Source organism: Aliarcobacter thereius LMG 24486 (assembly GCF_004214815.1).
GTDB classification, from domain to species: Bacteria; Campylobacterota; Campylobacteria; order Campylobacterales; family Arcobacteraceae; genus Aliarcobacter; species Aliarcobacter thereius.
Genome location: NZ_CP035926.1, coordinates 936,294 through 959,072 on the forward strand (window position 1 = coordinate 936,294; position 22,779 = coordinate 959,072).

Annotated in this window: 23 protein-coding genes; 4 read left to right on the forward strand and 19 right to left on the reverse strand. The window is 26.5% G+C overall.

Going from position 1 to position 22,779, the window contains the following annotated elements:
* Window positions 1-2: 2 nt before the first annotated feature.
* The 15 genes from ATH_RS04830 to ATH_RS04895 form a co-directional block, all read right to left on the reverse strand.
* Complete coding sequence (locus ATH_RS04830; RefSeq protein ID WP_066183911.1) at window positions 3-371, reverse strand: response regulator; 369 nt, start codon at window positions 369-371, stop codon at window positions 3-5.
* A gap of 79 nt (window positions 372-450) precedes the next feature.
* Window positions 451-2,598: a polyribonucleotide nucleotidyltransferase gene (locus ATH_RS04835; protein ID WP_066183914.1), complete on the reverse strand. Its 2,148-nt coding sequence runs from the start codon at window positions 2,596-2,598 to the stop codon at window positions 451-453.
* A gap of 2 nt (window positions 2,599-2,600) precedes the next feature.
* A complete protein-coding gene (locus ATH_RS04840) occupies window positions 2,601-3,260 on the reverse strand; it encodes a phosphoribosyltransferase family protein (RefSeq protein WP_228140848.1) in 660 nt (219 codons plus the stop codon).
* Complete coding sequence (locus tag ATH_RS04845; RefSeq protein WP_066183920.1) at window positions 3,241-5,403, reverse strand: LPS-assembly protein LptD; 2,163 nt, start codon at window positions 5,401-5,403, stop codon at window positions 3,241-3,243. The genes ATH_RS04840 and ATH_RS04845 overlap by 20 nt, the downstream gene beginning before the upstream one ends.
* Window positions 5,396-5,839: an RDD family protein gene (locus ATH_RS04850; RefSeq protein WP_066183922.1), complete on the reverse strand. Its 444-nt coding sequence runs from the start codon at window positions 5,837-5,839 to the stop codon at window positions 5,396-5,398. Before ATH_RS04850 ends, ATH_RS04845 begins: the two co-directional genes overlap by 8 nt.
* A gap of 4 nt (window positions 5,840-5,843) precedes the next feature.
* Window positions 5,844-7,112 carry a phosphoribosylamine--glycine ligase gene (gene purD, locus ATH_RS04855; protein WP_066183925.1) on the reverse strand — a complete coding sequence of 423 codons (1,269 nt, stop codon included), beginning with the start codon at window positions 7,110-7,112 and terminating at the stop codon, window positions 5,844-5,846.
* Window positions 7,113-7,338: 226 nt separating this feature from the next.
* Window positions 7,339-7,980 carry a uroporphyrinogen-III synthase gene (locus tag ATH_RS04860; RefSeq protein WP_066183928.1) on the reverse strand — a complete coding sequence of 214 codons (642 nt, stop codon included), beginning with the start codon at window positions 7,978-7,980 and terminating at the stop codon, window positions 7,339-7,341.
* Window positions 7,981-9,453, reverse strand: coding sequence for a ribosome biogenesis GTPase Der (gene der, locus ATH_RS04865; protein WP_066183931.1), 1,473 nt, complete (start codon window positions 9,451-9,453; stop codon window positions 7,981-7,983).
* A 76-nt stretch (window positions 9,454-9,529) separates the two neighbouring features.
* Window positions 9,530-10,066, reverse strand: coding sequence for a ribosome hibernation-promoting factor, HPF/YfiA family (gene hpf, locus ATH_RS04870; RefSeq protein ID WP_066183934.1), 537 nt, complete (start codon window positions 10,064-10,066; stop codon window positions 9,530-9,532).
* Window positions 10,067-10,129: 63 nt separating this feature from the next.
* Window positions 10,130-11,083, reverse strand: coding sequence for a FecCD family ABC transporter permease (locus ATH_RS04875; protein WP_066183937.1), 954 nt, complete (start codon window positions 11,081-11,083; stop codon window positions 10,130-10,132).
* Window positions 11,080-11,781, reverse strand: coding sequence for an ATP-binding cassette domain-containing protein (locus ATH_RS04880; protein WP_066390459.1), 702 nt, complete (start codon window positions 11,779-11,781; stop codon window positions 11,080-11,082). The genes ATH_RS04875 and ATH_RS04880 overlap by 4 nt, the downstream gene beginning before the upstream one ends.
* Window positions 11,756-12,604 (reverse strand): ABC transporter substrate-binding protein, encoded by an 849-nt coding sequence (locus tag ATH_RS04885; RefSeq protein WP_066390456.1) that lies wholly within the window; start codon window positions 12,602-12,604, stop codon window positions 11,756-11,758. The genes ATH_RS04880 and ATH_RS04885 overlap by 26 nt, the downstream gene beginning before the upstream one ends.
* 1 nt (window position 12,605) lies before the next feature.
* Window positions 12,606-14,426, reverse strand: a complete 1,821-nt coding sequence (locus tag ATH_RS04890; RefSeq protein WP_066390453.1) for a TonB-dependent receptor plug domain-containing protein — start codon at window positions 14,424-14,426, stop codon at window positions 12,606-12,608.
* Between the two features lie 12 nt (window positions 14,427-14,438).
* The gene (locus tag ATH_RS09865) at window positions 14,439-14,615 is read right to left on the reverse strand and encodes a hypothetical protein (RefSeq protein WP_165595958.1); all 177 of its coding nucleotides are present in this window, start codon (window positions 14,613-14,615) and stop codon (window positions 14,439-14,441) included.
* 32 nt (window positions 14,616-14,647) lie between these two features.
* Window positions 14,648-15,361 carry a sulfite exporter TauE/SafE family protein gene (locus tag ATH_RS04895; RefSeq protein ID WP_066390451.1) on the reverse strand — a complete coding sequence of 238 codons (714 nt, stop codon included), beginning with the start codon at window positions 15,359-15,361 and terminating at the stop codon, window positions 14,648-14,650.
* Between the two features lie 291 nt (window positions 15,362-15,652).
* Between ATH_RS04895 and ATH_RS04900 the strand changes: the two genes are divergently transcribed.
* Window positions 15,653-16,282 carry an HAD family hydrolase gene (locus tag ATH_RS04900; protein ID WP_066183956.1) on the forward strand — a complete coding sequence of 210 codons (630 nt, stop codon included), beginning with the start codon at window positions 15,653-15,655 and terminating at the stop codon, window positions 16,280-16,282.
* Here ATH_RS04900 and ATH_RS04905 read toward each other — a convergent pair.
* Window positions 16,262-16,957 (reverse strand): pseudouridine synthase, encoded by a 696-nt coding sequence (locus ATH_RS04905; RefSeq protein ID WP_083202023.1) that lies wholly within the window; start codon window positions 16,955-16,957, stop codon window positions 16,262-16,264. The two genes, ATH_RS04900 and ATH_RS04905, sit on opposite strands and share 21 nt — an antisense overlap.
* Window positions 16,958-17,012: 55 nt before the next feature.
* On the opposite strand from ATH_RS04905, the gene aat reads away from it, so the two are divergent.
* Window positions 17,013-17,681, forward strand: a complete 669-nt coding sequence (gene aat / locus ATH_RS04910; RefSeq protein WP_066390447.1) for a leucyl/phenylalanyl-tRNA--protein transferase — start codon at window positions 17,013-17,015, stop codon at window positions 17,679-17,681.
* Here the strand turns inward: aat and ATH_RS04915 are convergent.
* Window positions 17,678-18,049 (reverse strand): DCC1-like thiol-disulfide oxidoreductase family protein, encoded by a 372-nt coding sequence (locus ATH_RS04915; protein WP_066390444.1) that lies wholly within the window; start codon window positions 18,047-18,049, stop codon window positions 17,678-17,680. The two genes, aat and ATH_RS04915, sit on opposite strands and share 4 nt — an antisense overlap.
* Before the next feature lie 93 nt (window positions 18,050-18,142).
* Between ATH_RS04915 and ATH_RS04920 the strand changes: the two genes are divergently transcribed.
* Window positions 18,143-19,300, forward strand: a complete 1,158-nt coding sequence (locus ATH_RS04920) for a TsoY family (seleno)protein (RefSeq protein ID WP_066390442.1) — start codon at window positions 18,143-18,145, stop codon at window positions 19,298-19,300.
* A 28-nt stretch (window positions 19,301-19,328) separates the two neighbouring features.
* On the opposite strand, the gene ATH_RS04925 is transcribed toward ATH_RS04920, so the two are convergent.
* On the reverse strand, window positions 19,329-19,742 hold the full coding sequence (locus tag ATH_RS04925) for an NfeD family protein (protein WP_066183977.1): 414 nt from the start codon (window positions 19,740-19,742) through the stop codon (window positions 19,329-19,331).
* 3 nt (window positions 19,743-19,745) lie between these two features.
* Window positions 19,746-20,675, reverse strand: coding sequence for an SPFH domain-containing protein (locus ATH_RS04930; RefSeq protein ID WP_066183980.1), 930 nt, complete (start codon window positions 20,673-20,675; stop codon window positions 19,746-19,748).
* Window positions 20,676-20,793: 118 nt separating this feature from the next.
* Between ATH_RS04930 and ATH_RS04935 the strand changes: the two genes are divergently transcribed.
* The gene (locus ATH_RS04935) at window positions 20,794-22,764 is read left to right on the forward strand and encodes a TonB-dependent receptor (protein WP_066186173.1); all 1,971 of its coding nucleotides are present in this window, start codon (window positions 20,794-20,796) and stop codon (window positions 22,762-22,764) included.
* The last annotated feature ends 15 nt before the right edge of the window (window positions 22,765-22,779 follow it).

Consider the following 22,779-nt stretch of genomic DNA (forward strand, 5'->3'; position numbering starts at 1 on the left):
CCTTATCTACTTAGTACTATATTAACAGCTTTTAATAGCTGGTCAGGAACAAAAGGCTTTACAATCCATCCTGTAGCACCAGCTACTTTACCTTTTGCTTTCATCTCATCACTTCTTTCTGTTGTTAAAACTAAAATAGGAGTTTTTGCATATTGAGGAATTTTTCTAAGTTCTCCAACTAAAGCTATACCATCCATGTTTGGCATATTAATATCTGTTATAATTAAATCAAAATTTGTACTTTGTGCTTTTGCTAAACCATCAATTCCATCTACTGCTTCTACTACTTGTGTATATCCACCCTCATTTAGAGCATAGTTTAGCATGTCTCTTAACATTGTAGAATCATCCACTATTAAAAGCTTGGCCATATAAACCCCTTAATCGTCTTCATTTTATAAAATTTTACTATCGTACCAAAAGAAATATTAATATAATATTATTTCTATACTAATTTAAACCTAATTCTATTCGATCTTTTTGTACTTTTAGCACTTTTACTTCAAGTTCTTGACCTACACTTAATACATCACTTGCTTTTTCTATTCTATCTTTTGAAATTTTTGATATATGAAGAAGTCCTTCTCCACCCTTTTCCAATGAAATAAATGCACCAAAATCAACAACTCTTTCAACTTTTCCACTTACTTTTTCATCAATAGAGTATAGTTTTTCAAAATCTATATTTTTAACTTGTGGCTTTGAAGAGCTAGAATTATTAACTAGATTTTTGATAAATTCACAAGCATCAAAAATCTTATTTTCATCTTCTCCACTTACTTTAACAATACCATTATCTCTATCTAAATCAATATTTACTGAATACTTTTCAATAATTTCTTTAATAGTTGAACCACCTTTACCAATAACTATCATCATTTTAGAAGAATCTATTTCAAACTCTTCACATTTAGGTAAAGCTTTGCTAGAAACTATATCTTTACTTGCATCTTCCATAATATTTAAAATATGTAATCTACCCTCTTTTGCTTGATTTAATGCCTCTGTTAAAACAGATAACTCTATTCCACCAAGTTTAATATCCATTTGTAAAGCTGTAATACCATTTTTTGTACCAGCAACTTTAAAATCCATATCACCATCATGATCTTCTAGACCCATAATATCAGTTAATATAGAGTATTTATCATCTTCAACAACCATTCCCATAGCAACTCCTGCAACAAGATCAGATATTGGTATTTTTGCAGCTTTTAAAGCCAATGAACCACCACAAACTGTTGCCATAGATGAAGAACCATTTGATTCAAGTATTTCAGAAACTAATCTAACTGTTTCATTATAGTTTTTACTAATTGTTGCCTCTAGAGCTTTTTTTGCTAAATTTCCATGACCTAACTCTCTTCTTCCTACACCAAAAATTGGTTTTGCTTCACCAACACTAAATCCTGGAAAGTTATAATGTACCATAAAGTTTTCCATTGAAGTTGCTTTATCTGTTAGAACTTCATACATCTGACCATCTTTAGCACCAGCAATTGTTCCTACAACTAAAGCTTGAGTTTCCCCTCTTGTAAACAAGCAAGATGAGTGAGCTTTTGGTAAAATATTTGTCTCAATACTAATTGGTCTAACATCTTTTAAACCTCTACCATCTGCTCTTACTTTATCATCAACAATCATAGCTCTTACAAGCTCTCTTTTTACAATATTTACAGCTTCATATATTGTAGAATTTTCAATTTCATTTGAAGTACAATATTCATTTTGACTAATTTTTTTTGCTAATTCTTTTAGTTCTGTTGCTCTTTCACTTTTTGCTAATTTTTTAATTGCATCTTTTACATCATTTGAGAAATTATCTCTTACATAAGATATTATTTTCTCATCTATTGTAAATTCAATAAGTTCAATATTTACTCTCTCTTTAGATGCTTTTTCAAAATTTTCTTCATATTTAATATTTGCTTTTTTTAAAGCTTCTTGAGCAAAAGAGATTGCCTTTACTAAATCTTCTTCATTCATCTCATTTGCACAATGCTCTTTATCTTTTAATGAAGATGAGCTTTTCATCTCAATCATTAAAAGTTCATCTTTAGAACCAGCAATATATAAATCTAGTGTTGAATTAGTTAAATCTTCTTGATTTGGATTTAAAACTAATTTATCATCTATTTTTCCTACTCTTACTCCACAAACTGATTTCTTAATTGGTAGATTTGAAGTATATAGTGCAGCATTTGCAGCATTTAAAGCAATAGTTTGTAAATCAACATCTTTATCAGCACTTAAAACCATTACAGTTATTGTTGTTGGATATACAAAACCTTTTGGAAATAGAGGTCTTAAGCTTCTATCAATAACTCTTGAAGTTAAAGTTTCAAAATCACTTGGTTTAGCTTCTCTTTTTATAAAACCACCTGGTAACTTTGCAGATGCATAAGTTTTTTCAATATATTGTACAGTTAAAGGAGTAAAATCTTCACTTACAGGATTATCAAATTCACAAGCAACAGCTGCTAAAACTACACAATCTCCAACTTTTGCTAACACAGAACCATTTGCTTGTTTAGCAACCTTATCAAACTCAAAAATCTCTTTTTGATTATTTAAATCTATTTCGCATATTATTGCCATAATTATCCTTCTTTTTTTAATTCTTCTATATCTTCAAAACTTAATTTTTCTAAACTATCATAATAAAAATCTGCTTCTATATAGTGATCTAACTTTTTAACATAATATAAATCATCTGTAATTGCATCGATTGCCTGAATACTAGCTGTTGATAATAAAGGAGTTGCAACACTTATTGATTTTACTCCTTGATTGATAATAGTTTTTATACAAGCCATCATAACTAATCCAACATTTATATCTTCATCTACTATTAAAACATTCTTACCCTTTAAATATGTTAGTTTTTCCCCTGCTCTGAATTTATGAATTTTTGGTTTTATTGTTGTTTCAAAAATATCTTTAGATTTTAAATATATTAAATCTAGCTCTATATCAAAAGATTTTACAAGCTCTTCATGTATTAAAACCTCTTCTAGTTCTGTTACAACAGCTATTTCGCACTCTTCATTGTTTGGAGCATAGATTTTTTCATTAAATAGTAAGTCATATTCTGAGTTTAAAGCTTCTGCAACGATTTTAGCTATTTCATATCCACCATAAGAACAAGCAACTACAATCCATTTTTCAAGCTTCATACTATCTAAAGGAAGTACATCTAAAAGCTTGTAAGCAGCTACTTCTCTATTTTTAAAATAAATATTATCTAGACTCACTATCATATACCTTATAGTTTTGTTTAATTCCACCAATTGGTTTTAATACAAGAGTTGCATATACTATATTTTGTCTTCTATTAGAATATTTACTACTTGAAGATGGAACAATCTCTTTTTCATATTTTAAATCTAAACTCCAACAACTATCGTCTATTTCAAAACCAAAACCTTGTCTATTTCTAATTTTTTCTTCTAAATCATAATTTTCATAATATCTTAGTGCATATGATGAATTTAGCTTATATTTTGCCTCAATTCTATAAGACTCTAAATCATCTCTACTAAAAAATTCATTATAAGTTTTTATAGAGTTATAATAACCTGTATTTAAAGAAAAATTTTCTAAATCTAATTTAGCATCTAAACTTGTTTCTACAATTTTTTCATCTGCAACATTATAAACAACTCTTCCAGAAAATGTACTGTTTTTATAATAGAGTCTCAAATAATTTTCTAAATCTTGAAGCTTTGCAGTATCATCGTCATCATAATATATACTTTGTGAAATTTGATGATTTATTAACTGTTTTGAGTTCTCTTTATTATAAAAAGATTGATTTAATTTTGCTATTGTTCTTTTCTTATTTTGAAGAGTTGGGAATGGTTTTAAGTCATTATATTTTTTTTTATTTTCTTTTTCTAAAACTGTTACATTATGTAAATCACCATCTTTATACCAATTATTTGGAATTTCATGATTCAAGCTTAAATTTACTGTATGAATAATATTTTGATAAGGTTTTATTAAATCTGTACCAATGAATAAAGTGGTTAAATTTTGTACCAAAGTTCCATTATCAAAACTTTTATCATTTGAATAATTATCATATATATAATTTGTAAACATTGTTTTTGATTCAGCACCTAAAAATATATGATCATTAAAAATATTTCTTGAATAAGATATAGGAACATTAAAATTATAAACTTCAGCTGTAATACCATCTTCTCTTGTAAGATTTTGGTATTTAAAATCTGCTGAGTAGATAAGATTCTCAAATAAAATAGATTTATTATATGAATGAAGCTGAATTTGAGGTAATTCCTGCATTGTTTGTTTATTGCTTTTTGCTTGAGTATCTATATAATATTTAAGATATGTTCCTGTAAAATAATTTGGAGTATTAAAATAATAATTTAGCTTTGATTCCACATTTCTATCAGATTGAACATTTCCATTAAGATTACTTAATTCAAGATATTCAATATCATTTAAATAATTTAAAGATGTAAAAAAACCATCTTCATAAGAGCTATTTTTAGTTGTTAAAATATTTTTTTGTTCGTAATCTAAACTTATTCCATAATGCTGATTGTTGTATTTATCATCATTTAATAAATCTCTATCTTTTAAATAAGAGTTTTTTTCTTTAAAATAACCACTTTTTATATTTAGAATACTATCAGGAGTAGCTGCATATCTAAAGCTACCATAAACTCCATATCCTCTTTGTGTTCTTACTTGAGGAGTTATTTCAAAATCATAGTTATCTTTAGGTGCTATAAATAAAGATTGAGAATATAAAAAACCTTCACTTTTTCCATAACCCATAGTTGGAAACAATAAACCAGTCCTTCTTGTCGTATCAGTTGGAAAACCAAAATATGGAAGATAAAAAATAGGTATATCTTTTATATACAATCTTGTATTAAAAGTATTTACCCACATATCTTTTGTGTCATAGTTACTACTACTTGCTCTAATACTCCAAGCTGGATCAAAACAATCACAAGAAGATATTATTGAATCTACAAGCTCAAGTTTTTCTTGCTCTTTTGTAAGTTCTTTAGCATTTGTCCAAATATTTGAACTACTATCAATCAAAAAAATAGGATCTTGTGTTCCTAAATCATTTTTCATATCTAAAAAAGCATATTTGCTTTGAGTTTGAAGTTTATTATCTTTTATTATTAAAACATTACCAAAGAGTTCTAAACTCTCTTTTTCTCTATCAAAAATTAACTTATCTGCACTTATATAATAAGATGGAGAATAAGCTATCACATCATCTTTTGCAATAATTACATTATCTTTTGCTTCTATATTTTTTGCTACTAATTGTAGTTTTTCACTACTATTCTCTTTTGCTAAAAGATTAATAGATAATAGACTAATAGATAACAAAAAATAAGAAAGTTTACGCATTTACAACCAGCGTTTTACCTGTAAAATCATGAAAAGTTTTTCTTCCTTCATTAAAAAAACCAATAGCAAAACCAATATAAAAAAACATTTCTGAAAATATTCTTCCAACGGCTCTTAAAAATGATGATAAGAAATTAACTCTTCCCCAATTATTAGCATCAATTATTCTAATTTTAGCTATTTTTTTACCTAGAGTTTGACCATATAACCAAATAAAAAATGTATGATAAAATACTTTTAATACTATTAAAGGCATTACAAAAGTAGTTTGCATTAAAAGTATCATTGCCTCTGAATCATGACTTACAGCCATAATATTATCCCAAAAAATAAAAGTAATCAAAAGTGTAATAATTATATCATCAATAACAAAAGCAAAAGCTCTACTTCTCATTGATGCTAATTGTAAATTAGATGGATCAACTGTTTTTTGCATATATTTACTTTAATGCTTGGTAAGCAATATCATTTCTAAATTTTTTACCATCAAAATTTATCTCTGATGATAATAGATATGCTCTATCTCTAGCTTCTTTAATACTATTTCCTAAACCAACACAAACAGCAATTCTTCCACCATTTGCCATAAGTTTATTATCTTTTCTTGAAACACCAGCAAAACTAATATGAGAGTTATTTAATAGCTCTTCATCAACAATATTTGATAAAGATATAATTGTAGGTGCACTTGAACTATATGGATAGTTTTCACTTGCCATAACAACACCAACTGCATATTTGTTTTTTATTTTAATATCTAATTTATCAAGTTGTTTTGTAGCTCCATAATAAAATAGTTCTGAAACTTTTGAATCAATTAAAGGCATTAAAATTTCACATTCAGGATCACCAAATCTTACATTATATTCTAAAACTATTGGTTCACCTTTTACAACCATAACTCCGATAAATAGAACTCCTTCAAAAGGAGCTTTCTCTTCTTGCATTCCTTTTAAAGTTGGTTTTATAACTCTCTCTTCAATTTTTTTATAAATAGTTTCATCAACTAAAGGTGTTGGAGCATAAGCACCCATTCCACCTGTATTTGGTCCAGTATCTCCATCCCCTACTCTTTTATGATCTTGAGCTGCTGGTAATACTTTATAGTTTTCTCCATCACAAATAGCAAAAACAGATAACTCATATCCATCTAAAAACTCTTCAACAACTACTTTTGCCCCAGCTTCTCCAAAACTTTCTCCACTTAACATATCTTCAACAGTTTGTTTTGCTTCTTCTTTGCTTTGAGCTATTATTACACCTTTTCCAGCACAAAGACCATCAGCTTTTACAACTATTGGAAGATTATTCATACTATCAATAAATTTATAAGCTTCATTTTTATTACTTGTTTCTATAAATCCTGCTGTTGGAATATTATATTTTTTTAGAATATTTTTCATATATGCTTTTGAACCTTCAAGCTGAGCAGCTGCCTTACTTGGACCAAAAATTACTAGATTTTCTTTTTTAAATATATCAACAACTCCATCAACCAAAGGAGATTCAGGACCAACTATTGTTAAATCTATTTTATTTTCTTTAGCAAAACTAGCTAATTTATGATAGTCTTTTATATCAATATTTTCACCTAAATCAGAAGTAGCTCCATTTCCTGGCATAAAATATAGTTTGTGTGCATTTTCTTTTTTTAGTGCAAGTCCAATAGAGTACTCTCTACCACCACTTCCAAGTATTAAAATATTCATATAAAATCCCTTTTAAATTATAAATCCCAAGTAGTCGTTAATCATAAGGTGGCCCTAAAAGCCAAATATATATACAAGAGTATACTTTAGGAGCAAAAACATAATGAATCGCTACACACTGTATAACTACAAAGATGTATAAAAATAAAATTATCGGACCCGCAGTAATGAAAATCCCGTACCACTCAGAGTTCAGGATTTTATCTAAAAAAGATTGAAATTGAGTTTAAGAGAAGCTTCTTTTAGCAATATTAACACACTCTGTAACATCAGTTGTTTTACTTATTACATAATCATTAACTTCTTTTGGTAAAAACTTCTCTGTTGTTTTTCCAATTAATACAGCTTTAAAGCTTTTATCCCATTTGAAATTATTAAAAAAACACTCAACACTAGATGGAGAAGTAAAAATTATTGTAGAGTTCTTTTCTAATTCTACTTTTTCTAAAAAATTATTGCATACAGTTTGGTATGAAACTATTTCATCTAAGTCTATCTCATTTTCTTTTAATATTTCAACAAGATTTGATACTGTTTTTAAAGCTTTTACATATAATACTTTTTTATTTTTTAAAAGAGGTATAAGCTCTTTTGCAAATTCATTTCCATGACCATTTGCACCAACAAAAGCTATGTTTGCACCATAATCTTTTGCTACTTTTGCTGTTTTTGAAGCTATTAAATATGAAGGAGTATTCTTCCAATTAATAGAATTTTCTTCTAAGGAATAAATTGCATTTTTAGAAGTAAATACAAGTGCATCATATTTTGAACAATCTACTAAATATTTTGTACTTTTTACTTTAAATACTTCAAGATTTATAATACCTTCATATTTTTGATTATTTAGTAGATATATTTTTGCCATCTATTCTTGCTCCAAATATCCTTCATCATCTATATTGCTATTTTTCCCTCTAGAAACAATATGAATTGGTGTTCCTTCAAAATTAAATTGCTCTCTTAAAAAGTTAATTAAATATCTTTTATATGAATAGTGAAGAAGTTGTGGTTTATTCATAACAACTGCTATTCTAGGTGGTCTTGTACTGAATTGCGTAGAGTAATATATTCTTAATCTTGCTCCATTTGGACTTGGAAGTGCATGTCTAATAACTGCTTCTTCTATAACTTTATTCAGTTTTGAAGTAGAAATTCTTTGTGTATAATTTTCAAAAATATCAACAATTTTGTCTTTTAATCTATCAATACTTCTTCCTGTTTTTGCTGAAACTGCAATAATTGGAGCATAAGCTAAAAATCTAAATCTTCTTCTTATCTCTTCTTCTATTTTTTGGAAACTATCCATATTTTCATCCCATTTATTAAGAACAATAATAGTACCTAATCCATATTCATCTACAAGTCCAGCAATTTTTTCATCTAAATCTGTAAGTTCTCTTGAAGCATCTAGAACAACTAAAGCCATATTTGCTTTTTCAAGCATCTCTTTAGTTCTCATTAAAGCAAATTTTTCAATTCCTTCAATGCTTCCTCTTCTTCTTAATCCAGCTGTATCAACAAAAGTGATTTTCTTATCTTTATAAAAGTAAGTTTCATCAACAGGATCTATAGTAGTACCTGCAATACTTGAAACAACTGATCTTTTTTCACCTACAAGAGAGTTTAGAATTGATGACTTTCCAACATTTACTCTTCCAATAATCGCAACATTTATAGAAGTATCATCTAAAACTATATCTTCATCTTCAATTTTTTCAATATCATCTGTAGAAAAATCTTCATCATCATCTTCTTCGTAAAATTCTCCAAACTCTTCTTTTAGTGCTTCAACTCTTTTTTGCTCTTCTTGAGCTTTTACAGTCTCTTCATTTTCAGGTAATTTATCATAAATCCATTCATAAAGTTTTTTTGTCCCACGATTATGAGAAACTGATATACCAAAAAGATTTTCATCTCCAATTCCAAACTCAAAAAACTCCCAAAGTCTTTCTAGTTCTTTATCATTATCAATTTTATTTACAACTAAAGCAAGCTCTTTTCCTAGTCTTAAAAGCTCATAAAAAAGTTCTTTATCTTTATCATCAGGTATATTTTTTCCATCTACTAAAAATAGAATAATATCTGCATCTTTTGCAGTTCTTATTGCTTGTGCTTTTACATTTATAAAGATTTCATCATTTGTTTCATCAATTCCACCTGTATCTAATAGTAAAGCACTTCTATCTATTATTTGAATTTCATTTTTTCTAATATCTCTAGTTGTTCCTGCAATATTAGAAACAATAGCTATTCTTCTATTTGAAAGTCTATTAAAAAGTGATGACTTTCCAACATTTGGTTGCCCTATTAAAGCAACTTTTTTTAAATTATTTTGCATATTTATCTTAAATCCTAATAAAAATTAAAAAAAGGTATTAGCAAAAAGCTAATACCTTTGTGCGAGTTAAAAACTTTTAATAAAGCCCAAATTTTCCAGCAACATTTGCTTTGTATAATACTCTTAGATTATCATCTTTATCATAAAATACTTTGAATTGGGCACTTGAGTTTTTTAACTCTTCTAAAGCTTCTTCTATATCAATTGGTTTATAAGAAACTAGTCTTTGAGGAATAATTTCATCTTCAAATTTTTCAAGCTCTTTTGCAACCAAATCTTCTACTTCAACATTAGCTTCACTAAATTTAGTAGCTTTATGAGCTGTAATTTTATCATTGTGTCTTCTTAAAACTTTTGAAACTCTATCAACAGCTATATCAATAGCAGAATATAGGTCTTTATCTTTTTGTCTTACAACAACAGTATCAATATTTGCAATATTTAAAGTAAATTCAAAAGTAAAAGCTTTACCTTGTTTTTCATCTGCAGTTATTGTTGAAGTAACTGAAATAATATCTAAATTATATTTTTCAAATGTTTCAATAGAACTATTTACATAATCTTTTATCGCATCTGTAAGTTTTATATGTCTTCCAACTATACTTGTATTCATAACTACTCCTTAAAATGATTTATAAATATTACCATAAATTTACTTTGAAATTTAAAATTAACTCTATTTTTGTTTCTTTATAAGCAAATATACAAAAAATGGAGCTCCTATAAATGCAGTTACAACACCTATTGGTAAAGATGAAGCTGTTGGAATCAATCTTGCAACAAGATCACAAAACACCAAGAAAACTCCACCAAAAAATAGTGTTGGAAAGATTATATTTATTGCACTTTTCTTATAAATAAGTTTTACAATATGTGGAATTACTAATCCTACAAAGCCAATAGGTCCTGTAAAACTAATACAAATCCCAACACAAATTGTAATAAATATAAGAAGTGTTAATATTGTTTTATTTACATTTAATCCTTTTAAAAATGCTGTATCATTTGAGATTAAAAGTAAATTTATTTTGTTTTTAAATTTATATATAAATAAAATTAAAAATATTGCTGTAATACCTAAAACAGAAGCAGGAATCAAACCAACTGTATCAAGAGTTCCTAATGTAAATCTAACTATTGAGTAATTTTCTTGTAAATTACTAAGAAAAAATACCAACATTAAAGCAGAACTATAAAAATAAGATAAGGCAATTCCTATTAGAAGTATAGAGTTTGTAGAATTTACTAGTTTCTTAGAATTTAAATTTCTTGAAATTACAAACAGAACTAAAACTGTAAGTAAAGAGCCAAAAATAGATGCAAAAAAGAGTGGCAAAAGTGGTAAAAAAACTATTGATAAACTAGAAAAAAGTGTTGTACCACTTGCAATTCCCAAAGTATATGGAGTTATTAAAGCATTTTTGAAAATTATTTGAAAAATAAGTCCACTTATAGCCAAAATAGAACCAACAAAAAAAGCTAAAAAAACTCTAGGAACTCTTAAATCCCAAAAAATTGTTGATAAACTATTTTCAAAATCAAATATAGTTTTAAAATCTATTACAGTTTCTCCTAAAAATGGAGCAAAAAATATAATAAACATTGAACAAATATATAATAAAATTTTCATAAATTAAGTACCAAATGAGAATCTAAAAGCTTTAAGCTTTCACCATAAAAATCATTTAAACTATTTTTATTAAAAAAATCTTGATGTGTACCAAAAAACTTTAAAGAACCTTTTTCTAAAAACAATACTTTAAAATCTTTTAAAGCATATGCTAAATCAAGATTATGAGTTATTATAATTTTTTGTTTTAATAAATCTGAATTTAAAATATTAAAAACTTCTTTTACTTTATTTAAATCTAAATTTGCAGTAAGTTCATCGAAAATTGTTATTTGTGCATTGTGTAAAATAGCACTTGCAAGAAGTAACAATTGTTTCTCTCCAGAACTTAAATTTATACAAAAACTATCTTTGAGTTTTTCTATATTTAAAAAATTTATCACTTTTTCAATATCTTCATCACTTTTTTCTTCAATAACAGATAGCTTTAGATACTCAAAAAGTGTCATATATTCATCAAATATCTCAAATTGACTTGGAATATAGTTTATAATCTTTGCTTTTTCTTCTAATTTTAAAAGATTAATATTTTGATTATTCAAAAAAAGATTTGAAGCTTTTAAGAGATTTGATAAAACTCTTGCTAAAGTTGATTTTCCAGCTCCATTTTCACCTAAAATCAATAGATTTTCATTTTCTTTTAAAGAAAAAGATATATCTTTTAAAATATAGTTAGAATAATTTTTTAGTTTTAACATCTTCTAATATATCCTTAAAATCATCTATTAAGTTTTTAACTCTATGGCTTGGAATTCCTGAATACTCTTTATCTATTATATAAATATTGGAATTTTTACTAGCATTTACAGGAAGCTTTTTCCACATTTTTAGCATCTTTTCTTGTGCATTTTTCTCTTTTTCCAAATAAGGTGCCAATAAAATTATAATATCTGGATTCATAGTGATGATTTTTTCACTATTTACAATAGGTTGAGATTTTAAACTACTTTGATAAGCATTTATATTTTTACTCTTTTTTATAATATCTTCAAAATATACAAAATTTCCTGCTACATATATTTGGCTTGATAGAGTATTTTGTGGGCTTATTACAATTAGAATTTTTTGATTCTCTATAATATTTTTCAAACTTTCTAAACTTTTATCTATATCATTATTTAGTTTTTCTGCTTCCATTTGTCTTGAGAATTCATCTCCTAAACTTTTGATTGTATATTTTATATCTTCGATATTATCGCTTTTATAGATTAAAGTTTTAAACCCAAGCTTTTGTAAATTTTGGTTCAGTTTTGTATCATAACTCTGATTTACAACTACACTTGGATTTAATTTTATAACTTTTTCTAAACTAACACTACCATATCCCCCTACTTTCTCAATACTTTTAGATATTTCTGGATAATCACAAAACTGCGTATTCGCAACAACATTATCACCCATACCCAAAGCAAAAACTATCTCATTTACAGCAGGACTTAGAGTAATAATTTTTTCATTTGCACTTAAAATATTTAAAAAAGAGATATTAAAAAAAAGTAGAAGATATAGTAGTTTTTTCATCTTAGAAACTAGCCTTTATACCTAAATATGCTGCTCTTTGACTTGTAGCATATCCATCAACTATTTGATAATCTTTGTTGAAAATATTATCAAGTTTAAGATATGTAGAGAAGTTTTTACTAATATCATAATCAACTACTGCATTCCAGATTGTATAGTTTCCAGTTTTTACACTATTAGGGCTTCCCCAACTATATCTAGCTCCTATATATTCGCCATTTACATTAAAGTGAAAATCTTTTAAACCATAATAATCAACTCCAAAATTAAACTTATTTGTTGGTCTATTTAGAAGTTTATTTCCATCCTTATCTTTTGCGCTTAAGTTTGTATATGAAAGATTTAAAAATGTATCTTCTATAACTTCATTTTTATAGGCAATTTCAGTACCTTTAAATATACTATTTCCTTTAATGTTTTCATACACAGTAATTGGAGCATCTATTAAATTATTAACTTTTGTATTAAAGTAAGTTATAGAAAAACCTTTATATTCTATTCCAATATCATAAGATTTTGTTTTTTCAGGGTCTAAATTTGGGTTTCCCATACCATAAGAAGTATCATATAATTGAAAAGTGCTAGGTATGTTATATCCTGTTCCATAATTTGCACTAATATTTAAATCATCTATTATATATTGTTTAATTCCAATTTTTCCAGTAGCTTTATTGTCAAAGTCACTGTATCTATCATATCTTAAAGCTTGACTAAATATTGTTTTGTCATCAAAGAATTTATTTGTATTTGAAATAAATATTGCTTTACTATTATAATCTTTATCTATATTAGCTTTATTCTCAAATTCTTTATAATCTACCCCCAAAGTTATATTTGAAGAATTAATATAATCAATACTCGTATTTACTCCATATTCTTTTATAGTACCTTTATATTTTGCTTGACCACTTGTATATTCTCTTTTAAAATCAGAATAATTTGTATAAACTTTTGTTAAAGCTATATCATTTCTGTTTTCATAAGTGATATTTGCTAAATGAGCTTTTGTTTTGGCTATATCTAAATTATTTGGGTCATTAGCATATGTTGGAGCTCCAAAATCTCCATCAATATCAACTTTTGTATCTATTATTTCATATGAAGTTGAGACTCTATTACTATCATTAAAGTTATATCCTAATTTTAAATTTACTGTTGTATTTTCATATCCATCTTTTTCATACTTTTTAGCTTCGCTACTTTTGGGTGACATTGCTGAAAATCCATTTGTATCAACTCTTGTAATACCTAATTTTGCATCAAAATTCTCATTTTTGTGAGAAATATTTGCTTTTGCTATTGTTGTATCATATCTTCCATACTCAACACTTGCATTTCCGTGAGTTCCACTTTGAGCTGATTTTGTGATAATATTTATAACTCCAGCACTAGCTTCTGCTCCCCAAATACTACTTTGAGCACCTTTTATAACTTCTATTCTTTCTATATCATTTATCATTAAATGTTCAAAATTAGCACCAAATCCACTTGGGTCGTTATATCTAATTCCGTCTATTAAAACTAAAGTATTTTCACTTTTCATTCCTCTTAAATACACAGGACTTGTTTGTCCAATTCCACCATTACTTGAAATAGAAACTCCTGCTAAAGAGTTCAAAGCTTCAGCAACTGTTTTAAACTTTCTTGACTCAATATCTTCAGCTGTTATAACATCAACATTGGCTGTAACATCTTTTAATTTTTGCTCTGATTTTGTAGCACTTGTAACTGTGATTTCACTTAGCTTTGTAGTTTCTTGCGAGTAAAGATTTGTTGCTATTAAAAAGCTTGCAACTAAGCTTATAGATATTTTGTTCTTCATTTTTGACCTTTTTTATTTTTTTAAATTATTTGTTGAATATGTTTTTATTGGTTTTAGCTCTGCTTTTATCAAGCTAAGTCTTATATCTGGTAGTTTTTCTAAATAGTTTTCAATCTTTGAGTAAAATCTATTTATTTTTGCACATGAAGTTGCCATTAATATACCAAAAAAGCTAAAGTATTTTTTCATTTTATCCTCCTTTCTTTTGTTAAATTTATTTTTTAGTGATTCATATTATTATGAATAGAATCTTGTGTATGTTTTATAACTATATAGCCTTTATATGCTGTATAAAGTCCAAAAACTATTACTAAAATTGCTGAAATTTTCATAAATATATCTTTTAAGCTTGATTGTTTAAATAATCCTACAAAAAAACCAACCAAAAATAGTGCTGGAATTGTAGAAATACCAAAAATAAACATAATAAGAGCTCCATTTAAAGCACTTGCTGTGCTAGCTGCCATTATTGCAAACATATATACAAATCCACAAGGTAAAAAACCATTTAAAACTCCTATAAAATAGAAGCTAAATAAAGAGTTGTTTCCTAAAACCTTTCTAAACATTTTTTGATAAAAAGGTGTTTTTGAACAAGATTGTTCAATTATTGTAAGAAATTTTATTTTTCCCATTAAAGAAAAACCAATTAAAATCATAATTAAACCTGTAATAAAAAATAAAATTCCTTTTGAGCTATTTGAAAAAGCCACAACAGAACCGATAAATCCAAAGATAAATCCTAAAAATGTATAAGATGAAACTCTTCCAAATGAGTAAAGTAAATGAACTAAAATTTGTTTTGATTTACTTTGTTCTACTCCTATTTTTGCACTTGAATACGCAAGAACTATTCCTCCACACATTCCAATACAGTGACCAAAAGATCCAAAAAAAGCAATTCCAATAACAGTAAGTAAGCTTATAGTTTCCATATTTTTCCTAAGATTTTGTTAAAGGATAAGATTATATTGATTTTGGCATAAAAAAAGGCTTTACAGAGGGAAAAACTGTAAAGCCTGTATAATATATTCAATTCATTTCAAAAAAAGTATAGGATACTAAAAATTGTATTATTTAGTAGGAGGATAAATACTAATATCCTATGAAAAGAATTATAGTAGAAGAAATATTAAAATAAGATAAAAGTTGTCCTATTTGAAATAAATCTTTTACTAATATTAAAACTATATAATACAAATCCAATTTAACTGAGGTGATATTTTATGAAAATGATTATATTTGATATGGATGGAACCCTAATTAATAGTGGTTCAACGATTGCAAACTGTGTAAATCATGTAAGAGAAAATATAGGTTTACAAACTATGGACAAAAGTTATATTTTAGAAAATGTAAATGATATAAATATAAATAGTTCAGAATTTTTTTATAATAGCAAAACATTTACTCCACATATTACATCTTTATTTGAAGACTTTTATGCAAAAAATTGCTTAATTGATCTTCATATTTATGATGGAATTAAAGATATTTTAGATGATTTTAAAAATGACTTTAAGTTTTGTGTTGCAACAAATGCTCATTCTGATTATGCAAGAAAAATGTTGGATTATCTTGATATCCAAAAATACTTTTCTACAATTTTGGGTTATAACGATGTTAAAGAACCAAAACCAAATCCAGAAATGATAAATATAATTTTGGATAAATATGGAGCAAAAAAAGAGAATGTAAAAGTAATTGGAGATTCTATAAAAGACACAACAGCAGCTTTAGGAGCTGGTGTAAATGGGATTTTAGTAAACTGGGGATTCTCAAATTATGAAAAAAATAAAAATGTTTTAAATAGTGTTGAAGAGTTAAGAGAAATTCTAAAAACTTCTATTAACTAAATCAAAATCTAAGAGTTTAAACTCCCCTATTTCTAAATCTTCTACTTTAAATCCAGAAAAATCTAGGCGATGAAGTTTTATAACTTTATTGCCTGTATATGCGAACATCCTTTTAACTTGATGATATTTTCCTTCAACTATTTCAAGATGAACTAAATTTGGATTAATTACTTTTAAAATAGCTGGTTTTAAAGCTTTTGTTTCATTATTTAAAACTATTTCTCCACTTGCAAAAAGCTCTTTTTCATCACCTTTTAATGGTTTTTCTAAACTTACTTCATAAATTTTTTTAATATCTTTTTTTGGACTTGTTAGCCTATGATTTAAATCTCCATCATCTGTAAATAAAATAGCTCCTGTTGTATCAATATCCAATCTTCCAATAGTTGATATTTTTGGATTTCTATTTTGATATCTTTGTGGAAGAAGCGAATAAATAAGCTTTCCTGCATCATTATGTGAGCAGATATAATCTTCTGGTTTATTTAATAAAATAAGTAGTTTTTCATCATCTAGCTTTTCACCATTTACAGTTATTTCACTATGTTTTGCTTTTATTGAAGTATTATAAACCCTATTTTTATTTATACAAACTTCATTTTGTTTTAAAAATCTTTTGGCTTCACTTCTACTACAATATCCCAAACTTGATAAATATGCATCTACTCTTTTCATTTTACCTCTTATTCTAAAATTTGGATATTAACATATTTTTGACTAAAATTCCAAAATGAAACTATTAGATAAAGAAAATAAAATTTGGCTTTTGGATGATGATAATTTTGATTTCCCAAGCCAAGATATGATTAGTGATGATTTGGTCGCTATTGGTGGAGATTTTCATCCACAAAGATTGATAAATGCCTATTCAAATGGGCTTTTCCCTTGGTTTATTGATGAATTAGGATATATTCATTGGTTCTGCCCACAAAAAAGAATGGTTTTGAAACCAGATGAGATGAAAGTATCAAAAAGTCTTAAAAAATCTATAAAAAATAGAGGTTTTGAAATAAAATCAAATACAAATTTTATTGAAGTTATAAAAAATTGCTCAAAAATTAAAAGAAAACATGAAGATGATACATGGATTGATGATAATTTTATTCAAGCTTATACTTTGATGCATAATTTAGAATTTGCAAACTCTATTGAAGTTTATTTAGACAAAAAACTTGTTGGTGGACTTTATGGAATTCTTATAAATGATATTTTTTGTGGAGAAAGTATGTTTTCATTTGAAAGTGATGCTTCAAAAGTTGCATTCTTTTATCTTTGTGAGTGGGCAAAACAGAATGAAATTAAACTTATAGATTGCCAAGTTTATAATCCTCATTTAGCCTCACTTGGAGCTTATGAGATAAGTAGAGAAGATTATTTTAAGCTTCTAAAAGAAAGCTAAATTTTACTATTTTTACCAAATAAAATAAGAATCAGCTTTCTAAACTGAAGAATAATTTTATATAAAGCTTTAGAAAAAAGATTATTATATTTAAATAAAAAATGTAATTTTCCCAATAGTGTATTTTTATCAACTGCTCTATTTAAAAACTCCAAAGCTTTTGTGCCTTGAAAAAAACTATTTTCAAAAACAACAATGAAACCATCATTTATATCTAATTTGCTACAAATTTCCTTTAACTCTCTCTTGTTTTCTCTAGCATTTATCATTTTTAATTCATAATTATCTTTTAATTTTAAAAATTCAGTATATCTCTTACAAAATGGACAATCTTTATCATAATATATTTCTATTAGTTTTTTATTCATAAATAGATTTTAACAGATTTTAAATTTATTATTACTTCTACTTATTAATTATTTATTTGATACAATTTTTCAATTTTTTAAAAAGGGTTGTTTATGGTCTTAAGAGAAAATTTTTCTCCTTCATTTTATTTGAAATCTTTAGCTTCAGGAGTTCTAAGTATTTCATTTTTTATCTATTTAATGTTTTTAGCTCCTCACGAAAATAGTCCAATTATAACATTTTGGGATATATTAGAAGTTTTAAAAAAAAGTGATTATATTACTTTTATTACTACATTTTCTTTGGTTTTTGTAATAGCTTTTGCTGTAATTCACTATAAATTACTTCTTTTAAATAGTAAAGAGTTTTTAATTTATAGAAAAACAGAATCATATAAAAATCTTTTTGCTACAAACAAGCAAGTATTACTGATAGTTATTCCTCTTACTTTTACTACAAGTATATTGTTGACATTTATTCTGGCAGTTATTCTTATTCCTGGTTTTTGGAGCATTGTTCAATATATATTTCCATTGGTATTTGTTGGATTTGCTATAAATGGTATTTATACTCTTAAAATATTTTTTAATTATTTTGCAAGAATTCTTCTTACAGGAGAGTTTAATTTTGGAAAAAAAGATCAATTGCTTCAAATAATAACTATTTTTGCTTTTTCAATGACTGCTGTTGGATTTGCATCTTTAGGAGCTATGAGTACAAATATCACTTTAAGTAGTATTGGAGTTTTTGCTTCACTATTTTTTGCAACATTAGCATCTGTGTTAACTATTTTAAAATTTACTTTTGGTTTTAGGAATATAAAAAAAGGTATGAATATTGAATCTGCTTTATCGCTATCTTTTATAATACCAATTTTAACTCTTCTTGGTATTACTTTTATAAGAATTACTTTTGGCTTAGAACATAATTTTGATAAAGAAACAAATAGTATTGCTATTTTTATATTGGGTTCTATTATTCTTACTTTACAGATAATATTTGGGATTTTTTCATCTATTCTTGTAAAAAAGCTTGGAACTCTTGAAAAATTCATAAATGAAAATATAAAAAGTGCTTTGAGTTTTATACTTATTTTCCCTGCTATTGCTTTTTTCATTTTTGGGATGTTTTTTATAAATATTGGTATTGTAAATAATGAAATTGTAGAAAAATATAGTACAAGCTATTTTGTACTTATGATTCCATTTGTTTTAGCTCAGTTTAAAGCTATTATTTCGTTTTTTAAATTGAAAAAGAGATTCGAGTCTTAAAAGTATAAAATAGCTTGTAAATTACAAGCTATTTTACTTTAATATAAGCAGTATTATTTTTTGTATATTCTACAAAAACCTTTTCACCATCTTTAAAATTTTCTATATCTATACTTTTATCAAATTCCCAGAAAGTTCCTTTGAAAAATATCTTTCCACTTTTAATTTCTGCATATCCACTATCATTTAAAAAATCATCTCTTATCTCTTTTTGAGATTTAGAAAACTTTTTTAATAGTTTTTTTCTAAATAAAACTAAAAATATTAGTGAAAATAGTGCTACTAAACATAGTTGCCAAATTACACTATCAATTGGATAAAAATAGTTTAAAAATGAGATAAGTAAAAATCCTAATCCAAACCAAACAACCACAAATGAGAATAAAAAAATCTCAATTGTGATTAAAGTAAGCCCAATGGCAAAAAGAATATAAAAATCCATTCTTTATCCATTATTAGTTTGATTATTACTTACACCTTTAAAGAAAGCATCTCCTAAAACCGAAGTGCTTCCAATCATTTGTGTTACATCATAAGGTAATATCATTTTATCTGTACTCGAACTTTCAGCCATAGCTTTAAATGCAGCAACTCTATCTTTTGCAAGTAAGAATTCAGCTGCTTTTTCATTTTTCATCATTGCTTCATTTATTAAATTCATAGCTTCTTGCTGACCAGCTGCAACTTTTTCTTGTTCATATTTCTTAGCATCTGCCATTCTTTCTATTGCTTCTGCTTTTAATATTTCACTTTGTTTAAATGCTTCTGCTTCTCTAATTTGAGCCTCTTTTTGAGCTTCTGCTTTTGTTTGAATAGCTCTTTTTTCTCTTTCAGCTTCCATTTGCATATTCATAGCTTTTTCTATTGAAGGTGGAACAGAAATATCAGCTATTTCAACTCTAGTTACTTTAATTCCCCAGTTTGTAGCTGCACTTCCGATTTCTGTTTGAAGTTTTGCATTTAAAGTTTCTCTATTTGATAATGTATCATCTAAAACCATAGCACCAATTTCAGATCTTAAAGTTGTCATTGCAAGATTTGCAATTGCAACTCTAAAATTCATAACATTATATGTAGCCATTGTTGCTTCTTCAACTTTACAAAAAACTATTCCATCTATTGAAATATTTACGTTATCTTTTGTAATAACTGATTGTCTTTCAATATCAACAAGTTGTTCTCTTGAAGTTAAAATAGCTCTTACTTTATCAATTATTGGAATAATAATATGAAAACCTCCATCTAAAACCTTGTGAAATTTACCCAGTCTTTCTACAACATATAAATCAGATTGTGATACAACCTTTACCCCTTTTGAAATAATCACTATTGCGAAAAACACAACTGCAATCATAAATATCATAGTTTCTGTCATATTTGCCCTTTTTTTTAAGATATGTAATTATAGTTTAATTACTTTAAAACTTCTATTTTATAGTTAATTAACACTTTCTTGTAAGAATTACTAAATTTTTTTAGGAAGGGAAAATATTATGGAAAAAAAGAGAAATTTAGCAAAAAAGATAATTACTTTATCTTTTGTTACAACAGCTTTTTTAAGTGCAAATGAAATTACTAGTTTAGAAACAATAAATATAGTAGAAAAATCAAACTCAAAACTTATAAAAGATATAAATAGTGAAGAGTTAAAAAGTGCTGATTTAGCTGAAGCTTTGATGAAAAATTCAGCAAATATTTCAATTGTAAGAAGAAATGGTATCGCAAATGATATTATATTAAGAGGGCAAAAAAAAGACAATATTAATATCTTAATTGATGGTGCAAAAATCTATGGAGCTTGTCCAAATAGAATGGATCCACCAACTTCTCATATTGCTACAAATAATATTAAAAATGTAAAGATTATTGAAGGTCCTTATGATGTTGAAAATTTTGGAACTCTAAGTGGGCTTGTAAAAGTAGAGATGAAAGAGCCAAAAGATGGCTTTCATGGTGAAGTAAATTTAAATACTGGAAGTTTCAATTATAAAAAAGCAAGTGCTACAATTGAAGGTGGAAATGAGTTTGTAAAAGCTTTAATCTCAGCTTCAAATGAAAAAGGAAAAGCTTATAAAGATGGAAATGGTGATAACTTTTTAGAGCAACAGAAAAAAAGAGGTGTTCCTCTTTCAAATCAATATAAAGATTCAGATATAGATGCATTTGAGAAAAAAACTGTTTTTTCGAAACTACAATTTAATATTTCAGATAATCAAGATTTAAAACTATCTTATAATGCAAATAGAAGTGATGGTATTTTATATCCAGCTGGTCCTATGGATGCTGATTATGATGATAGCGATATTTACACTTTGGGATATACAATAAGAGAGTTAGGAAGTTTTTCTAAAGAGTTAAATTTAGACTATTACTACTCAAAAGTAGATCATCCTATGAGTGGAAAATTAAGAAATGGAAATGGTACTTCATATATGACAAACCACTTAAAAACTTCAGTTTGGGGAGCAACAGTTAAAAACTCTTTAGAACTTAGTGATAGTTTAATTACTCTTGGTATTGATACAAGTGTTAGAAACTGGAGAGGGCAAATGCACTCTACAAATATAGTTACAGGTGTTATTACTCCAAATGCTACAATGAATAGAATGTATGATACCGATACTAAAAACAAAGCAATTTTTACAAAATTTGAAAAATCTATTGGAAACTTAGAGATTGAATCAGGTTTAAGATATGACTACACAAATATTGAAACACAAAAACCAAATGCAAATGATAAAAAATATACAGGAATAAATGGATATCTATTTACAGCATATAATTTTGATGAGCAAAGTAAAGTTTTTGCAGGTATTGGAAAATCTTCAAGAGTTCCAGATGCACGAGAACTTTATATGGGAAATTCAAACTTAGATCAAACAAAAAACTATGAGATAGATTTAGGATTTGAAAAAACTATTGGAAGCTTTAATATTAAGCCAAAAATCTTCTACTCAGAGTTAAAAAACTATATTTACAATGCTCAAAATGGATTTGAAAATATAGATGCAAAAATTTATGGAGTAGATTTAAGTGCTTATTATTACTTTACAGATGAATTATCTCTTGATTTAGGAGTTTCATATTTAAGAGGGAAAAAAGATGGCAACTATACAGATAAAGATTTAGCAGAAATTTCACCTCTAAAAACAAACTTAGCTTTAAATTATGAGTATAAAAAAGCAAAATTTAAAGCAGAAGTAATAGCTGTTGATAGATGGAAGAAATTTGATGCAAGTGCTAAAGAGCAGGAAATTGCTGGATATGCACTTGTAAATTTAAAATATTCTCAAGAGCTATTTAAAAACTTTGAATTAACTTTAGGAGTTGATAATCTATTTGATAAAGTTTATAACTCTACAAACACTTATAAAGATATTAGATATGTAACTGTTGGAGGAGAACAGATTCTATTTAATGACCCTGGAAGATATAGCTATATAAATCTAAAATATAGTTTCTAAGATTTTAAACAAGCT

What these genes read in the sequence shown, in the direction of transcription:
- purD (WP_066183925.1), bottom strand. Translation starts at nt 7,112, where the DNA reads ATGAATATTTTAATACTTGGAAGTGGTGGTAGAGAGTACTCTATTGGA.
- ATH_RS04830 (WP_066183911.1), bottom strand. Translation starts at nt 371, where the DNA reads ATGGCCAAGCTTTTAATAGTGGATGATTCTACAATGTTAAGAGACATG.
- aat (WP_066390447.1), top strand. Translation starts at nt 17,013, where the DNA reads ATGAAACTATTAGATAAAGAAAATAAAATTTGGCTTTTGGATGATGAT.
- ATH_RS04850 (WP_066183922.1), bottom strand. Translation starts at nt 5,839, where the DNA reads ATGCAAAAAACAGTTGATCCATCTAATTTACAATTAGCATCAATGAGA.
- ATH_RS09865 (WP_165595958.1), bottom strand. Translation starts at nt 14,615, where the DNA reads ATGAAAAAATACTTTAGCTTTTTTGGTATATTAATGGCAACTTCATGT.
- ATH_RS04890 (WP_066390453.1), bottom strand. Translation starts at nt 14,426, where the DNA reads ATGAAGAACAAAATATCTATAAGCTTAGTTGCAAGCTTTTTAATAGCA.
- ATH_RS04895 (WP_066390451.1), bottom strand. Translation starts at nt 15,361, where the DNA reads ATGGAAACTATAAGCTTACTTACTGTTATTGGAATTGCTTTTTTTGGA.
- ATH_RS04875 (WP_066183937.1), bottom strand. Translation starts at nt 11,083, where the DNA reads ATGAAAATTTTATTATATATTTGTTCAATGTTTATTATATTTTTTGCT.
- ATH_RS04925 (WP_066183977.1), bottom strand. Translation starts at nt 19,742, where the DNA reads ATGGATTTTTATATTCTTTTTGCCATTGGGCTTACTTTAATCACAATT.
- ATH_RS04905 (WP_083202023.1), bottom strand. Translation starts at nt 16,957, where the DNA reads ATGAAAAGAGTAGATGCATATTTATCAAGTTTGGGATATTGTAGTAGA.
- ATH_RS04835 (WP_066183914.1), bottom strand. Translation starts at nt 2,598, where the DNA reads ATGGCAATAATATGCGAAATAGATTTAAATAATCAAAAAGAGATTTTT.
- ATH_RS04915 (WP_066390444.1), bottom strand. Translation starts at nt 18,049, where the DNA reads ATGAATAAAAAACTAATAGAAATATATTATGATAAAGATTGTCCATTT.
- ATH_RS04935 (WP_066186173.1), top strand. Translation starts at nt 20,794, where the DNA reads ATGGAAAAAAAGAGAAATTTAGCAAAAAAGATAATTACTTTATCTTTT.
- ATH_RS04880 (WP_066390459.1), bottom strand. Translation starts at nt 11,781, where the DNA reads ATGTTAAAACTAAAAAATTATTCTAACTATATTTTAAAAGATATATCT.
- ATH_RS04920 (WP_066390442.1), top strand. Translation starts at nt 18,143, where the DNA reads ATGGTCTTAAGAGAAAATTTTTCTCCTTCATTTTATTTGAAATCTTTA.
- ATH_RS04840 (WP_228140848.1), bottom strand. Translation starts at nt 3,260, where the DNA reads ATGATAGTGAGTCTAGATAATATTTATTTTAAAAATAGAGAAGTAGCT.
- hpf (WP_066183934.1), bottom strand. Translation starts at nt 10,066, where the DNA reads ATGAATACAAGTATAGTTGGAAGACATATAAAACTTACAGATGCGATA.
- der (WP_066183931.1), bottom strand. Translation starts at nt 9,453, where the DNA reads ATGCAAAATAATTTAAAAAAAGTTGCTTTAATAGGGCAACCAAATGTT.
- ATH_RS04845 (WP_066183920.1), bottom strand. Translation starts at nt 5,403, where the DNA reads ATGCGTAAACTTTCTTATTTTTTGTTATCTATTAGTCTATTATCTATT.
- ATH_RS04885 (WP_066390456.1), bottom strand. Translation starts at nt 12,604, where the DNA reads ATGAAAAAACTACTATATCTTCTACTTTTTTTTAATATCTCTTTTTTA.
- ATH_RS04930 (WP_066183980.1), bottom strand. Translation starts at nt 20,675, where the DNA reads ATGACAGAAACTATGATATTTATGATTGCAGTTGTGTTTTTCGCAATA.
- ATH_RS04860 (WP_066183928.1), bottom strand. Translation starts at nt 7,980, where the DNA reads ATGGCAAAAATATATCTACTAAATAATCAAAAATATGAAGGTATTATA.
- ATH_RS04900 (WP_066183956.1), top strand. Translation starts at nt 15,653, where the DNA reads ATGAAAATGATTATATTTGATATGGATGGAACCCTAATTAATAGTGGT.